The organism is Sedimentibacter hydroxybenzoicus DSM 7310 (genome assembly GCF_013403245.1).
In the GTDB taxonomy this organism is placed as follows: domain Bacteria; phylum Bacillota; class Clostridia; order Tissierellales; family Sedimentibacteraceae; genus Sedimentibacter; species Sedimentibacter hydroxybenzoicus.
In genome coordinates this window covers 146,462-161,711 of sequence record NZ_JACBNQ010000002.1, presented here as the reverse complement: position 1 = coordinate 161,711, position 15,250 = coordinate 146,462, and the positions used below count along the sequence as shown (strand labels likewise).

Annotated in this window: 18 protein-coding genes and 1 riboswitch; of the genes, 2 read left to right on the top strand and 16 right to left on the bottom strand. The window is 49.2% G+C overall.

All coding sequences use genetic code 11. The annotated features are described in order from the left end of the window. Nucleotides 1-195 precede the first annotated feature (195 nt). Nucleotides 196-720: a hypothetical protein gene (locus tag HZF24_RS03365; protein ID WP_179236863.1), complete on the bottom strand. Its 525-nt coding sequence runs from the start codon at nt 718-720 to the stop codon at nt 196-198. 651 nt (nt 721-1,371) lie between these two features. Further along, on the bottom strand, nt 1,372-2,586 hold the full coding sequence (locus tag HZF24_RS03360; protein WP_179236862.1) for an ATP-binding protein: 1,215 nt from the start codon (nt 2,584-2,586) through the stop codon (nt 1,372-1,374). A 220-nt stretch (nt 2,587-2,806) separates the two neighbouring features. Here HZF24_RS03360 and HZF24_RS03355 point away from each other — a divergent pair, with 220 nt between their 5' ends. Together HZF24_RS03355 and HZF24_RS18905 are read left to right on the top strand one after the other, a co-directional pair. Next, on the top strand, nt 2,807-2,971 hold the full coding sequence (locus HZF24_RS03355; protein WP_246345942.1) for a hypothetical protein: 165 nt from the start codon (nt 2,807-2,809) through the stop codon (nt 2,969-2,971). Between the two features lie 298 nt (nt 2,972-3,269). Then, the gene (locus HZF24_RS18905; protein ID WP_246345941.1) at nt 3,270-3,542 is read left to right on the top strand and encodes a hypothetical protein; all 273 of its coding nucleotides are present in this window, start codon (nt 3,270-3,272) and stop codon (nt 3,540-3,542) included. A 201-nt stretch (nt 3,543-3,743) separates the two neighbouring features. Here the strand turns inward: HZF24_RS18905 and HZF24_RS03345 are convergent, their stop codons facing one another. From HZF24_RS03345 to HZF24_RS03280, 14 genes are all read right to left on the bottom strand, one after another. Next, nucleotides 3,744-4,613, bottom strand: a complete 870-nt coding sequence (locus HZF24_RS03345; RefSeq protein ID WP_179236861.1) for a DUF1016 N-terminal domain-containing protein — start codon at nt 4,611-4,613, stop codon at nt 3,744-3,746. Nucleotides 4,614-4,696: 83 nt separating this feature from the next. Beyond that, complete coding sequence (locus HZF24_RS03340; RefSeq protein ID WP_179236860.1) at nt 4,697-5,275, bottom strand: hypothetical protein; 579 nt, start codon at nt 5,273-5,275, stop codon at nt 4,697-4,699. A gap of 59 nt (nt 5,276-5,334) precedes the next feature. Then, nucleotides 5,335-5,895, bottom strand: coding sequence for a hypothetical protein (locus tag HZF24_RS03335; RefSeq protein WP_179236859.1), 561 nt, complete (start codon nt 5,893-5,895; stop codon nt 5,335-5,337). Between the two features lie 15 nt (nt 5,896-5,910). Next, entirely contained in the window at nt 5,911-6,192 is a 282-nt protein-coding gene (locus HZF24_RS03330) for a DUF4314 domain-containing protein (protein ID WP_179236858.1), read from the bottom strand. Between the two features lie 14 nt (nt 6,193-6,206). Beyond that, nucleotides 6,207-6,467: a DUF7736 domain-containing protein gene (locus HZF24_RS03325; protein ID WP_246345940.1), complete on the bottom strand. Its 261-nt coding sequence runs from the start codon at nt 6,465-6,467 to the stop codon at nt 6,207-6,209. Between the two features lie 20 nt (nt 6,468-6,487). Further along, nucleotides 6,488-7,228, bottom strand: coding sequence for a metallophosphoesterase family protein (locus HZF24_RS03320; RefSeq protein ID WP_179236857.1), 741 nt, complete (start codon nt 7,226-7,228; stop codon nt 6,488-6,490). A 14-nt stretch (nt 7,229-7,242) separates the two neighbouring features. Next, nucleotides 7,243-8,862: a recombinase family protein gene (locus tag HZF24_RS03315; RefSeq protein ID WP_179236856.1), complete on the bottom strand. Its 1,620-nt coding sequence runs from the start codon at nt 8,860-8,862 to the stop codon at nt 7,243-7,245. After that, a complete protein-coding gene (locus HZF24_RS03310; protein WP_246345939.1) occupies nt 8,835-9,692 on the bottom strand; it encodes a recombinase family protein in 858 nt (285 codons plus the stop codon). Before HZF24_RS03310 ends, HZF24_RS03315 begins: the two co-directional genes overlap by 28 nt. Nucleotides 9,693-9,729: 37 nt before the next feature. Continuing rightward, the gene (locus HZF24_RS03305) at nt 9,730-11,310 is read right to left on the bottom strand and encodes a recombinase family protein (protein WP_179236854.1); all 1,581 of its coding nucleotides are present in this window, start codon (nt 11,308-11,310) and stop codon (nt 9,730-9,732) included. A gap of 92 nt (nt 11,311-11,402) precedes the next feature. Further along, on the bottom strand, nt 11,403-11,561 hold the full coding sequence (locus HZF24_RS03300; RefSeq protein ID WP_179236853.1) for a hypothetical protein: 159 nt from the start codon (nt 11,559-11,561) through the stop codon (nt 11,403-11,405). Then, entirely contained in the window at nt 11,558-11,944 is a 387-nt protein-coding gene (locus HZF24_RS03295) for a type II toxin-antitoxin system PemK/MazF family toxin (RefSeq protein ID WP_179236852.1), read from the bottom strand. The genes HZF24_RS03300 and HZF24_RS03295 overlap by 4 nt, the downstream gene beginning before the upstream one ends. Before the next feature lie 640 nt (nt 11,945-12,584). Continuing rightward, entirely contained in the window at nt 12,585-13,004 is a 420-nt protein-coding gene (locus HZF24_RS03290) for a sigma-70 family RNA polymerase sigma factor (protein WP_179236851.1), read from the bottom strand. Between the two features lie 403 nt (nt 13,005-13,407). Then, nucleotides 13,408-13,496, bottom strand: a riboswitch (cyclic di-GMP riboswitch). 41 nt (nt 13,497-13,537) lie between these two features. After that, the gene (locus HZF24_RS03285; protein ID WP_179236850.1) at nt 13,538-13,900 is read right to left on the bottom strand and encodes a zinc ribbon domain-containing protein; all 363 of its coding nucleotides are present in this window, start codon (nt 13,898-13,900) and stop codon (nt 13,538-13,540) included. Nucleotides 13,901-13,914: 14 nt separating this feature from the next. Continuing rightward, nucleotides 13,915-15,243: a zinc ribbon domain-containing protein gene (locus HZF24_RS03280; RefSeq protein WP_179236849.1), complete on the bottom strand. Its 1,329-nt coding sequence runs from the start codon at nt 15,241-15,243 to the stop codon at nt 13,915-13,917. Between the last annotated feature and the right edge of the window lie 7 nt (nt 15,244-15,250).

The window sequence follows — 15,250 nt, the reverse complement described above, 5'->3', positions numbered from 1 at the left end:
TTCTTCCTTTCTGTAATTTTTTATGAGACATACTGTATGATAATCTCATATTAACTCTATACCCGTAATTTATATGCTTTAACATTTTTCTTGTAAAATTTGTCTTTATCTCCCACAACTTCCGATTTATCATTCTTTCAGATTATATGTTAATAATCTGCATTTATTTCATCTCCATAATCAGGCGATTAATACTTAATCAATTTCAGGAATTTCATTTACCGCCTCGATAGATGTGCCTTTAGTATCACTATACCATGTAATATGTTTAATATACAGCTTATACAACTCATCTGATGTGGCAATAACTGTATGATCTGTGAGCATGATTGCAAATTTTGTCATACTATTATTAATAAGCATATAAGGAACAATCCCCATGTCTTGTGCTAATTTAATGCTGCCTTTGTAAAAATAGCTGATAGATTGTATGTTATCTTCAGCATTCCAGTTAATATATGTTTTCAAATCCCCTCTATCGGTTTTTTCGGCATGCGGAATTAAAAATTCTCCGGCAAACCCTTCTTCTTGCCTAAACAAGTAGTTGCTTTTTTTACCATTCATCACCAGCGTTGTCTGACCAATTACAACACCATTCTCATAAATATTGGCAGTAATTTGTTGATTTATATTTTTATCAAAAGGTACTTTATCAATAATCCATATTGCAATAATGATAAGTACAGTTGCTTTGATAATTGTTTTCAACTTATGATTCATCCTTTTACCTCTCTTCCTAATTATATAAATGATCCTCCTTCAAGCTTAACACAGATAAAATAAAAAGTCATGTATAAGTTCAAATCCTCATACATGACTTTAATGTGGCGGAGAGGGCGGGATTCAAACCCGCGTGGGATTGCTCCCAAACTGATTTCGAGTTATTTGAGGGCAAGTTTCAATGAGATTATCAAGGTAACTTTGAGATGCCTTAAAATCCCACAAACCCGCATGAATCAAGGCTTTTCGGGCGAAAACCATGAATTTACCACGCTTTGGCTCGCCCCCCGAATTTAACGGTTTTCAGAGCAAAGTGTAGAAAAAGCGTAGAAAAATGACCAGCGAAATAACCTTAAGATACTTTAGTTTCCTGGCATTTATAAAAACATAAACCACAGTGTCAGAATGGATAGCCAAAAAGAAATTATTCGGGGTGTGGTACTACAACAAATACCTGATATCCAAAGACTGCCTGATCGAATACATGGCAACCAAAGCCCACCGCATCACTCAGAAATCAAATAAGCACATGAGTCTGATACGAAAATTTTAAGGGGAACCGCAACAGGCTGGACAGTAGAAAAACAAATGCCCGTCATGGCAAGTAAACCATGACAGGCATTTTCTTATTTAAAAGGAAGGAGCAGAGACTCAATTCCATTGCTTAGACAATAAGAACTCACGGATATTCATATGCTTTAGTCCATTCCTGCTCATATCAAATTCATCATAGGACACAACATACTTGGGGAAGTTGTCCCTGACCGTATCATATGCTCCGAATTCACGCTGGATGGTTTCCTCGGATGCCAACAAATAAGCTACCTGAACGTAGAGCTTTTGCGTTTGCTTTTCAGCAATAAAATCAATCTCTTTTTCTCCTGCCTTTCCAACGGTGACCTTATACCCCCGCCGCAGGAGTTCCATATACACGATATTCTCAAAAATAAGGTTGATGTCCTTCATATTCCCGCCGAAAACAGCCTCTCTAATTCCGTGGTCGGCAATATAGTATTTTTCGTTGACAGTGAGAATCTTCTTACCCTGCAAGTCCTGTCTACGAACACGATAGAACAGAAAAGCATCCTCGCAAGCCTTGATGTAGTTGAGGATGGTCTCCGGAGCAACAGTACGTCCCTCGCTTTTAAGATATTTTGAAATCGCCGTGGCGGAGAAAGTGGTCCCGATGTTTGCCGTAATGTATGCGATGATACGCTCTAGCAAATCGACATCCCGGATGTTGTTGCGTTTTACGATATCTTTCAGAACGACGGAATTATAAAGGTCTTCCAGATACTGACGGCTCGGCTGCTCGGCATAGCGGAGGTTGCTCAAGTACGGCATCCCGCCATCGGTAAGGTACTGGGTAAACATCGCTCTCGAATCGGAATTAGGAAAAACGGTATGATACAGCTCCGAAAACTCTCCGAAGGAAAAGGGATAGATAACAAACTCCACATATCGTCCGGCAAGATATGTGGCCAGTTCTCCCGAAAGCAGCTTTGCGTTTGAGCCGGTGATATAGATATCACAATTAAATTCAACCCGAAAGGAATTGATGCACTTTTCCCAGCCAACGACTTCCTGAATCTCATCGAAAAAAAGATATGCTTTCTCAGAGATGCCATTTACCCGCCGAGTGACCTCCTCATGTAATGCCTCGGCAAAACAAAGGTGTGCGTTGCTCATATTTTCAAAATTGATAGAAATAAACTGATCCTCATTCACACCGGAGGCGACCAGTTCTCGCTGGATCAAATCCAGCATGACGGACTTTCCGCTGCGGCGGATGCCGGTTAAAACTTTAATAAGCTCATTTCCGATAAAAGGACGGATGCGGCTCATATATAACTCTCGACTAATCATAGATGAAAGACCTCCTTTGCAATATTCGAGATATATATTATCACGGATACGGATTAAATTCAAGCCAAATCGTATATTTTTATAAGGTATAACTTGCAAAAACTATATTTCCGCAAAATTCAACAGCTTAAACCAAAATTCAGTTAAAAAGCCGGAGAATCGGAGTGCAGAATGCGCTTCAATTCTCCGACTTTTTTTGTTTTTCAGAAGGGAGGAAATTATGTTAGTGCATTACAAGAAAAATAAAAAACCAGCTTGTTATGATTCGGATGCCATCATAACAACAGGCAGAATACCGCCTGACGAACGACCCCACGGCCCGTTTAAGAGCTATGGCAACTGCCCATATCCCTCGCCTGCTACAGCTCCGAGGGTGACTGCCTAAGAACAGATATGCAGAGGATTCACAGTAGTCACGACCAAATCCTTGCCGCCATCCTCAAGGAGCGGACGCCGGAGGAAACGGAATGCGGACTCATGAAATATTATCACGGGGATGACAGCGTAAGTCAGAAAGTCAAGTCCCTCTTTTTCACAGTGGAGCAAGTTGGGAACAAGCTAATGGGTGTGGCTGAATGCCAGATACAAGGGGATTTGAATGATGCGGAGCTGGAGCAGTGGATGATCGGCTCAATGCGGCATTTGCAGAGCTGGCGGAATCCAATGCCGATGTCCGAGATGCTATGAAACAGCAACTGGAGGCATCAATACTGTTAAAGGATCATCCCAAATACGATGATGAGCTGAAACAGATCGCAGACTCATACTTTGAAGCCATGCAGCTTTTATTAGGTGAATACAGTCAGCATATGTACATCCAGGGCGCCAAGGACTGTGTGACAGTTTTATTTTCTACGGATTGCTTTATGGGAATAGGTCAAAGCCTTATGGGGCAAGGGCTCAGACATATCCGTTTTCTACAGAAACAGAAAAAACGCCCTCAAAAGAGAGCGTAGAAAAGAACAAAAAAGGAAGAGCCTGCTGCGGACATTGACCGCAAACAGGCTCATGTGAAAACCGTGTAAAAAAAATTTCTTATTCTTCTCCATAGCAGACCCTCTTTTCATAAAATAAAGCGGTTTTTATGCCGTCATTCTCAAATCCAATTATATCAAAAAACTCGGCTTCGGACTACCCTTGGACGTATTCAAATTATTCTATGCCACGGTCTGTTCCAGAAGGAGTATCCTCTGCTGGATTCTACGTTGCGTTCTTCCGCATGAGGAGAGGTTTTTCTTTTGGGATTGCACGCCGGTTGGAGGTTTCTGCGGCGGTTTCAGGTTATCAGTCCATAGCACAAGAAGAGGCGGATATGGTTGATGTAGATTAATGAAACCGAGAGGCGGCGGTTCTCCATCGACTTTGCGTTTTGTCTGTCTACCGATTGAAACCTCTGCGGAGACAGCGGTGGACACCCTGTCGGTGCTGCGGGGCATAGTATCCCCTTGGCGGAGTGGTTCACACGCTGGCATAGATGGCTCACATGCCATTTCAATGGATGCGGCGGTGTCTACAGCCGCATTGAGAGAATTATCCCTTACAGGGGCGAAGCTGGGTTCACCGTTTTCAGCAGGACTTTCTTCATTAAATAAGGTATCAAAGGCATTTTCCTGAATGGCTTTCATAAGCGCCAGCTTGGAAAGGTTCTGTCCTGCCGCAAGGTCAATATAAAAAGAGCGCTGCTCCTGGGTTTCGCAGCACTCCAGTATAACGGCGTTCTGTGTCCAGCCAAGAGATTGCGCTTTTTCCATGAGAGCTGGGTTGTTTGCATAGATGCGGTAAAAGTCACGCATCCTGCGGAGATTTCGAAGGGAGAAGCCTTTCAGCGATGGAAACCGGGAGGCGAGCATTTCTGCCAAGTGAGCGACAAAGGCTTTTTCTCCCTGACGGCAGATGCATCGGCCGATCAGAATATAAAGCTCCATCAGAGACCGATTGGACGGCTTGTCATTGTTTTCGTAGCAAGCGGTTATGGCGGACACGATCTGCCCCGCATAGAGGGAGCTGTCATTTTTCAGTGCTTTCATGGACTTCTCCTTTCCGGCTCGGTGTGAGCCTGTTTTTTATGTACCCGGCAGAGTCGGCTCTGCCGGTGAGAATCTAAGGGGTATCAGTAGCTTTGTCCCATTTCAAAGCCGCAGTCCTGCTCCTGGGCATCTTCGGCAGAGGTGATGTTGACATACTCTCCGATGATGCAGAGCGCCTTGTCATAGCTGCCGCTGGCGATGATCCGCTCCCGCATTTCTTTTGCCTGTTCTCCAAGTCCGTTCTCTTTCAGTGTTCGGGACGCAATCCCTATCAGATTGAAAATGTTGCCGTCCTGCCCGATGAGAGCGCAGTCGGGTTTTTCCTTTTGGGCAGGCGGTTGATCCATGTCGACACCCAGCCGGTTGGGGAGGTAATCACTCAGCCAAGTGCCGCCAAAGGTTTCATGGCTCTGCAACCGCCACATGGCGAGCTTTCCTATGTTCAGATCCACATTTTCCATAGAAAACAGCAGATTGGTGCAGCCGTCATACTCAAAGACGGACACATCTTTGAAAGCATCGCCGTTTTGCAGGATGCCTTCCTGCGTCAGCATATCATTGATGCCGTTTACCAATTCCGTGAGGTCACCGCCGCAGCCCTGGATAATAAGCCCTTCACGGCCTGCCATGGCTCGAAGCTCATCTGTTGTAATCCGCTTCATATCGTTCCTCCATTCAATTATTGTAGTCTAAGAGGGTTGATTATGATAAAAGTCCGGTGTTAACCTATAACCGGGCCATTTTGCTGGTTAGAATTGGAGTCGCCTTCCTGCTGGCGGTCCCTTTCCATTTCCGGCTGTTCCGAATAGCAATGATTCAGAAGAGCCGCCACTTTCTCCGGTGCATTGTCGAAATCCACATGGTGATCCCGCTCGACAGAAACGGTGTACCAGTATTCGTATGGAATATATACGGTTGACAGGTACTTGGATTGGTCTGGCTTTATGTTCTCTCCGCCTTGTTCGATGACGCCCTTCGGTGTTAAGAAGAAGGTTCCCCAATGCTCGCCGGAGGACTCCAGATCAAGTGTTACGATGCCCAGCCCGATATGACCGGTGTTGCGTCCCTGTATGACAGCGGGGAGCTCAACGAATTCATAACCGCTATCGAGACAGTCCGTACCATAGATGTCTGTAAAAATGTCGTGAATCCGTTTCAGTATCTCTTTGGCATAGCTGTCATCTTCCGAATTGCAGGATTTATCCAGCTTCGGGAAGTCCACCGTGGGAAGCAGATAGTTTAACTGCTCTATATAAACTGTCCGCAAATCTTTATTACCCATATTTAAATTCACCTCTCATTCCATTTTCATGCCGAATTGCTCAGTTTCGTTTTCCGACAGATCGGATTGCTCCGGGCGTGAGATAACGGAAAAACTGTCCTCACCGGGGATGACGCCGAGGGTGCGCCCGTTGTCAAAAGTGCAGTGGAGCGTACCAATGTCATCGACAAGGTTCACCGTACCTTCCGTACCGGGTTCAATGGGGGCATAGGGATCATCCATTCCAATCAGTCGGATGCGGGTCCCTTCCGGGTATTGCTCCTTAATCCGCTGCACCTGTTTGTGCTCCATAAACATCGTGATCCCTCCTATCAGGCCATCTCATGACCTTGTTGTAATTGGCAGCCATCCGCGGACTTGATGGCCTCATACTCGGCTATCAGTCTTTCAGGCGTTTTATACTCATGGGTGTATACTGGCCGGCCCAGCACTTTCTCCACCGCTTCCTGATAAAGCTGCAGGGGCATGCACAGCTTATCCTCATATAACTGAAACTCCACAATTTCCTGCGGGAATTTTCCCTCGTACCACCGGCTTTCAGACTTTGCTGTCGCTTCTTCCTTTGTCATCATACTTACCTCCATATTTTTTATCATCGTATTTCCACCATCTGCTCCCATTGCAGAATGAATTGTCCTTCAACGGTGCGGTTGTCATGGTAGTGCCCGAAAAACCAGTAGTCGAAGCTGCACCGGCGTTTGACCGTTTCTAAGAAGCCGGTCAGACGGTCCGGCTTGTAGGGATGGCACACCTGTGCCGCAATGCTGTCGGGGGCGCAGTGAGTCAGGATGCAGTCCACACGCCATCCTGCGTTCTCCAGATTCTTCAGGGCAGTTTCATATTCCTTATCGCAGGGCATTTCCTCTTTCCACCACGAAATATGGTTGATGCGGTACAGTGCCCTTCGCCGATCCAGCATCTGTTTTCGATACATAAAATCGGGAGCGTCCGGCTCCAGTATGCCTGCGCTGATGTCGTGGGAGGCCGCACCGCCCATCGTGAAAAAGGTCATCCCGCCGATGTCAAAGACCTGTCCGCGCATCAGGTGCAGGATATGCTCCCGCACCTGATGGACATTGCCGCCGTTCCACGCCATAGTCGGGAAGCGGTTTAACAGGTCAAAGTTTTCGTGGTTGCCGTCTATAAACAGGGTGGTGAACGGCTGGTCGTTCAGCCAGTCCAGCCCTTGGTTCGATTGGGGCGTTTCATCCCATATTCCGAAATCGCCGCAGACGATGACGTAATCCTCCGGGCACAGGCTCTGTCCTGCGGGGAAGTATTCTTTTTCAAATCTACGGAAATTGCCGTGGGTATCTCCTGTGATATAAATCATCTTTGGTTCCTCCGCTATATGATCTGCTCGATTTCCGTTCCATCCTTGAAACGGATGAGCAGTTTTTCTTCGCTCAGTACCCTGACGGCGCTGATAAGCTGCCGCACCGCCACCTCGTCAAATCCGGTGATGCCTGTATCCACCGTGTCCAGTCCTGCGGCTATCTGTTCCGCACGCTTGTCTGCCTGTGCAATGTCCTGCTGATTTTTTTCCAGCTCGTTCCGCTTTGCGATCAGTGCGGAAAACTCCATGCTGATTTTATTCAGTTCCTCATCGTATTGGGTGGAGTTTACTCCCACGGATGCGGCGAGCTGGAGGAGCTCGTACTGCTGATTCCGCAGCTCCGACAGTCTGCCGTCGATGGCTGCAATACTGGTTTCCCCGCCCTTTTCAGAGAGGGCGGACAGGATGCTGTCCTGCAGCAGTGCTTTCATGGTCTTTAGGCTGAACATCTCGTTCATGGCCGAGACCACGGCGGCGTGGATACGACTTTCCTCCAGCGTGGGGGCATCCTTGCAGAACTTTTTGCCGTTTTCCAGACGGTTGATGCACCGCCAGACGATTTTCTTTCCCTCCGGCCTCGTCCAAGTGACACGGCGGTAGGGGCTTCCGCAGTCGCCGCAGGATAAAAGCTCGGTCAGCACATACTTGCCGCTGTATTTGGCAAGCTCGGTTTTGGCGGTGGCGCTGACTTTTCTCAGGCTGGAGCGCCGGGCCATTTCTTCCTGCACCCGCTGGAAGGTCAGCTTGTCGATGATGGCTGGGTGGCAGTCATGGACGTAGTATTGGGGAAGCTCGCCGTTGTTCTTCTTGGACTGGCGGGTGAACAGGTCTGCGATGTAGGTCTTTTGGAGCAGGGCATCCCCGATGTATTTTTCGTTTTTGAGCATACCGCGGATGACGCCGTCATTCCACTTTTTATGCCCCCGCACCGTTTCGATGCCGTCTGCCTCAAGGTCAGCGATGATTTTGGCTACGCTGTGCCCCACCAGATACCGGGAGAAAATCCTGCGGACGATTTCCGCTTCCTCCTGGTCGACTTCCGGCAGATCGTCCTCGCCCTTGCGGTAACCGAGGAAGCCTGCGTAGTGGTAGTAAACCTTGCCGTCCTTGAAATTCTTGCGGTGTCCCCAACGGATGTTGCCGCTCATGGACTCGCTCTCGGCCTGAGCCTGACTCATCATGAAGGTGAGGATCATCTCGTTGTCCATGTAAAGGGTGTTGACATTTTCCTTTTCAAAGAAAACCCCTACGCCCATTCGCTTGAGCTTGCGGACATAATCGAGGCCGTCCAGCGTGTTCCGGCAGAACCGGGATACCGATTTGGTGATGACAAGATCCACCTTGCCTTTTTCACAGGCTTTGATCATCCGCAGGAAGTCCTTGCGCTTTTTGGTGGAGGTGGCGGTTTTGCCCTCGTCCGCGAACATATCCACCATGGTCCATTCAGGTTGGGCGGCGATTTTTTCGGTATAGTATTCAATCTGCGCCTGATAGCTGTCGAGCTGTTCCTCGGAGTTGGTAGAAACCCGACAGTAGGGCGCCACACGCAGAGCCTTTTTGCGGATATCTTTTTGGGCATATATCGGATCGGCAGGAATAACCGTTACCTTCCTGATTGCTGTTGCAGGCATTTTCCAATCTCCTTTCCAGCCGATTCAAGGGCTTTTCCGTTGATGAGCCGCAGTCCCAAGCCACCGTCAGTAAGTTGGATTTCCCGTACCGCAGTTCTGAAAGTCCTATTGCGAAAGTCATCATCCATCGGCTGGCTTGTGATTTGCTCCTTCAGTCTTTGCATCTGATGGTAGGGGGTATAATCGGGCAGTCCGCTGTATTTTTCGGCGGCACAGGCCAGTATCAGCATTTTTGTATATTCTGTACCCGGCTCCGCTTTGTTCAGTTCACGGATCACCTCGTTCTGGATACGAGCTGCATCCAGCGTCAGCTCTCCACCGTGCTGTGGGAGGGGCCAGTCTAAGAGGATGGGGTTCTGCGCCAGTGCATCCAGCCGTTCTGTCAGGGCGGCGCGGGTATCCTCGTCCTCTATGTAGCGGCGGTTGGTACAGCCTTCCTTTTCGCAGTACCAGCGGACTTTCTTCGACGCCCTTGTATCGCGGAGCATCCTCCCGCCGCACACGCCGCAGACCGCCTTTTCACGGATGGGCTTGATGTAATCCGGGCAGGGCGTATAAGTGTTTTTATCTCCCTTGATGAGCTGGACATCCATAAAGATTGCCGGTTCGATGATCGGTGGATACTCCTTTTCTCCGAGATAGCGTTCATTTTCGAGGATTCGCTTGACCATGTGCTTATTCCATTGGCTGGTATGCTTATGGTAGGGGATGCCCCGAAGCATCATCTCATCGGCAATTTTGCTGTAGGCCATGCCCTCTGAGTAAAGCCTGAAAATCTCTTTGACGGCTGCCGACTCTGTGGGGCAGCACAGTGTTTCACCGTTTTTCATCGTATATCCGAATGGGATTTTTCTCTGCCATGCCATATTACCGCACCGTCCTTTCCATGGTTTCTTTCAGCGTGAGGCCGTTATAAAGGTTGAGGTTCATCTCGATTTCCGAGGAGATGGTGATGTTCTCCACCAGCGTTTCAAACAGTTCCTCGGTGAGTTCCTCTAAGTATTCGGGGCTGGCCTCCAGATAATCCAGCATCGCTTCGGTGGCTTTGATCTGCCTGTCCTCGCCGGTGGATTCCATGATGCGGCGGCGCAGACGGCGCAGTTCCCGGAGCTTGAAGTCGATTTCTCCTGTTTGGGATAAATAAAGAGCAGAATCTACGTATCCCTTCGACTTGAGTCGAACAAGAACCAGATTCTGCTCGGTGAGCTGGGCTATTTCTTTGTCAATGTCGTTTATCTTGCGGTTGGAGCGGAGTTCCTTTTCCCGAAGCTCGGTAAGCTGGTTTAAGATGGGTGATAGGATTTGCTCACGGTGCCTTTTCAGCTTGTGGTACATTCGGAGGATTGCTGTGATAATCTGTTCCTCCGGTATCTGCGAGGTGGGGCAAAGGTCTTTGTCGCGGTTATGTTTCCGGCATGTCCAGTAGACCTTTTCGTTATCGATTTTTCTTCGGAACAGGGTCCCGCAGTTTCCGCAGTGGATTTTCTTTGCCAGCAGTGCGGAGGAAACCGTTCCGGCTATCTGTTTCTGGCGGCTTTCCATGAGAGCCTGCACCCGCTGGAATTCGTCCTTGGAGACAATCGGCTCATGGCAGTTCTCCACAAAGTATTTGGGCTTTTCTCCTTTATTCCGCACCTGACGGAATGGGATGTCGTTGGTGGAGTAGCTCTTTTGCCAGACCATATCCCCGGTGTAGGAGATGTTGGTGAGGATATATCCTATCGTGGTTGAATACCACACCTTTCGGCCTTTTGTGCGGGGGATGCCCATCTGATTCAGCTCGTCTGCGATGTCATCCTTACCTTGGCCGCTCAGGTAGGCGGCGAAAATACGGCGCACCACCTCGGCCTGTTCGGGGATGACCGCCAGGGTGCGTTCCTCCAGCCTGTAGCCGTAAGGCATCGATGGCGAGAGGTAGTCGCCCTTTTCCATTCGGATGCGGACGCTGATCCGCATATTGTTTGAGTGGTTTTGCGATTCCATTTGTGAGAAGGCGCCGTAGATGGTGGCGATCTGCTCCGACGTCATCTTGCCGGTGTCGATGTTTTCTTTCTCAAAATGGATGGAGATGCCCAGCCGGAGGAGCTCCCTCACATACTGGATATATTCCTTGGTGTTTCTCGCAAAGCGGGATATGGATTTGACGAGGATGCGGTCGATTTTTCCGTCCCTGCAATCCTGTATCATGCGGTTGAAATCATCCCGCTTGCTTGCCACGAGGCCAGAAATGCCCTCGTCGGCGTAAATGTCCGCCATCTCCCAGCCCTCTTGGGCGGCAATGTTTTTGGTGTAGTAATCCACCTGTGCGATGTAGGAGTTCTGCTGGTCATCCGAGTCGCTGCTCACACGGGCGTATGCCGCCACGCGGAGCTTTGCCATTTCTGGCTTTCTTGCTGATATGACTGTGATTTTCGGCTGTTCTGCCGGTGTTGAATTGGGTTGATACATCTTTTTTCCCTCCTTTCAACGACATACACTACCACACCTCTTGGCACATAGCTACTGAATAATTGATAACATTTAGAAACAAAATCCGGGGGTCAGTAGGAGGCGATAATCGTGGGCCGCAGCCTGCGTTCCAAGTCCTTTTTGACCTGTTCAAACTCCTTGTCCGTCATGCCCTTGGCGGTCGCAAGGCGTACAAGCTGCTGCAGCGCGGCAATGAACATGAGGTTATCTGCTACCTGGGTGTTTGTCATGGCGTTTCCCTCCCAAATAAAAAAAGCGCCGGAGCCAGTCCGACGCTGATAATAAGTGCCTGATTGATTTCTTCCATTTCCTGCTGCTCCAGCCTGCCAACCCATTCCCGGAGCCGTATCCGGTCGATGGTGCGTATCTGCTCCAGAAGTGCAAATGACTCCCTGGACAATCTGCCCGCCCCGGCAATGGCCGCATGGGTGGGCAGGGGCTTTTTCGGCTTGCCGGTGATGGCACAGATGATGGTGGTGGGGCTGTGGCGGTTGCCGATGTCGTTTTGCAGGATAAGTACGGGGCGGACGCCCCCTTGTTCGCAGCCCACAACAGGGCTTAAGTCGGCATAGAAAATATCGCCGCGGCTGATGCCTTGCTTTATCGTGTTCAAATTTTGCACCTCCTTGGTTTGGACTTCCTTTGTTTTTTCTTAATGGCACAAATATAGGGACCGCCCTGCTATAAAGGCAGAGCGATCCCCATCGCTTCTGACATTAAGTCTTTTTTCTGTAATAACGGTGCTTAATTCGACACTACTCCCCAAGCACTCTGTGCAGAGCATACGATGCTTTGCACAACAAAGGCGATGGCCTGAACTGCGGCTGGCTATGCCGCATCATGGGAATCCCACCCCCGCCAGGATCTCTGCCGGCTGCCCTCATTGCGTGATCCCCAGGTCTTGTGGGGGCTGTGACTGGACAGAAGTATCAATATAGGATGACGGGATCATTGCGAAACAGGCTGCCACAGCCTGTTTTTCGGTCGGATGGGTACCGCTTTGCACCTTATTTGGCCGTCTTTGATAGGAGCAGAAAGAAACGAGCAAACAGAAAAATGAGTGATTTCGCTTTTCTTGCTGCCTGCCTACAGGTGGTCTTGGCGCATCCTCCGGGGTCGCTTTTCCCTTTCGGGGTCCGTCAGCTAAAGTATTCAGGTCATCGGATATGAAATTTTCAAAGTACGGTTGGGGGAATGAGAAAAACCCCCTCACTACTAATCCGGTTTCGTGAGGGGGTTGAGCCAAATTATTTTTACTTTTCGATAAGTTTTTTCAGACGAGCCAGGACACGAACCTTTCTATTGTGAATGGTCTTTTGGGCGATGCCTGTCTCTCTGGATACCTGATGCTCACTTTTATTCTGAAAAAACAGAGTAAAAATCAGCTCCTGTTCTTCTTTGGTGAGCTGGGCAAGGCACTGATGAAGTTTTTCCGCTACCAGCTTGTCCATGACCATATCCTCCAAACGAGGAGAAGTGCGGTCTGGAATCGCATCCTCACCATTGATTTCCTCAGTATCCATAGCACTATAATAAAACACGCCATGCGCTGTGTCCTTTTCCTCCAGATGTAGTTCACGGCGTTTCATGCGGTAATATGTCAAATAGACTTCTTCGGTGACGGGAATGAGTTGTCCCTGCACTTTAATCCTATACTCTTTCTTTTCTTCCATATGGCTTGTCCTCCGTTTTCTGAAATTTTGATGGCGAGTCAAAATGTCAGAAGCGGAGGAGATCGGCAGCAAGGTTCGACAAACCTACAGTTATCAGGTCTTAAAATTGGGGTAAATTGAAAAACAAACAGATTTCTTGTCGAAAAGAATAAGTCAGCACTTCGCCCATGGCAAAATGCTGACTTTTGTGGATTTATGATATGAAGTTGCAAGTGCAAAGGACGGTATGTACAGATTGCTCCGTCTCTATTTACACCTCGAAAAAGGATGATAGCGCAATATATTCATATGGATACCTCTTTCACCATAGCTCATAGCGAAAGCCGGTATCCTGATACCTGAAACGTCCGTAAAAGCCACAAAAGCCCGCCCTTCATGTAAGAGGGCAGGCTTTCGCTTGACTTTTAGCAGCCAGACTATCATAGTGCCTTAAGACACCTTAGACCCTCGGCTTTGCGTCCCCGGCTTTAACCGGGTTTGCCCTTGGCTATATTCATTTTGTTATTCTGTCTTATAGTGGTTCTTGTATATTTCTAATTTAGTTTCGCGCCGCAGGCTCCGCAAAAGCGAGCGCCGGAAACAACACCGGAGCCGCATCTCGGGCAGAAATTTATTTGCGGGTCGACCTGATAGGTGGCGGGTAAATCCTCATCTTCACTGGAGCCTGTCAGAAACAGCCAGTCGATGTCCTCGCCGTCCTCGCATAAGCCGATGGCTCCGGCGGGCGAAACCACATAAAAGCTGTCCTCATCGATGGGGTTTTCACTGTCGCTTGTCTCGGCAAGCACCAGCAAGCCTTTTACATCGTATCTATCATTGGATGTGGCAAAGCTCCAGCTTCCGCAGAGTGTGGCGGCAAACTCCGCCGCCTCCAGCATGGTAATAAATTTATCCATTACGAAAAGCCTCCTTATTTGAATAACAGGTTATTACACCTCTTGCAGCGGTCATTTTGTATGGGGTTCATCATGGAGCAGACGTTGCAATAGATGATTCGGTCTTTGGATTTATCGTATTTCTCGTATGTACCGAATCTTGGATGAAACCGCACCCTGTCGCCAACGGAGAGATAATCGTACATATGCCGTCCGCTGTCCTTTTCCACGATGGTCTTTTTCTTGCCCGCGTCGGTGTTGATGATTGTGGTATATTCCGTATAGGTTCTGTAATTATCATCCTCGCCGCCCCTATGCTCGCTTTTTTCCTTGCTGTACTTATTGACGACTACACCCTCCCACATGGGCTGCTTGGTCCTTCGCAGCGCCAGCATATTAATTATCAGCATGACAAGAGCGATGCCCACGCCGATGACAAGGGATTCACCAAAGGGGAAATCGTCCATCAGCAGACCGGCGACGGGAAAGCCGATGAGCGGCACGAAAACCAATATCCACATACAGCCAATAGAGGATTTCTTGTTTTTCTGCGCGGCGGCCAGTACCTCCGGGCAGTTATACCTATCGGAAAAGCCGACCAACCCCGCGCCGCCCTGTGGGGGCGCAGAAGATGCCGCTTGGCTTGCCTCCATCGGCTGCGATGCTGCCCGATTGACCGCCATCCCGCAGCCGATGCAAAATTCAGCGCCGTCCGGCAGCTTTGCGCCGCAGGCCGTACACACACCGGGGGCACTGACCTGTGTTTTTGCGCCGCAGCCCGAACAGAAAGCCGCGCCCTCTGGCAGCTTGTTTCCGCAGTTAGGGCAAAACATATCCGTATCACTCCTTGCTTCGATTATTTGAGGCGTGGCGGGTTTCCTCGCCGCTATTTTCTTCTTTTTCCCGCCTCTGGCTGTGCGTATGACAAGCAGCAGCAAAAGCAGATAACCGACGGGGGCGAGGATATGGTAAATGATCGCCACCTCACCCATCTCGCTGAATTCGCACAACATGGCGGGTTTGTTGACGTAGGGGAAGAAGGACAGATAGCGGATGCGCTCGGAGCGTGATTCACCTTCATCCAAGCTCGGCCACGCCTCGTCGCTGCTATATATCACATAACCCCGGTATTCCTTGCTGTTTACCATGAACCAATAGCCCTTGGAAACGGTGCGGGAGCGGTTTTCCTGCGCGGTCGTATCGTCCCGGCGGCTGTCATAGCTGTCCACCGTGCCCATGACGCTATCTCCCCATATCGCCAGAGCCAGCGTGGAGAGGCTCAAATACATGGCAAACAGCAGCACGGCGCAGATAAGGATGAGGATGGGCAGGGGAATGTTTTTGCTCGTTTTCTTCTTTGCCATCGGGACG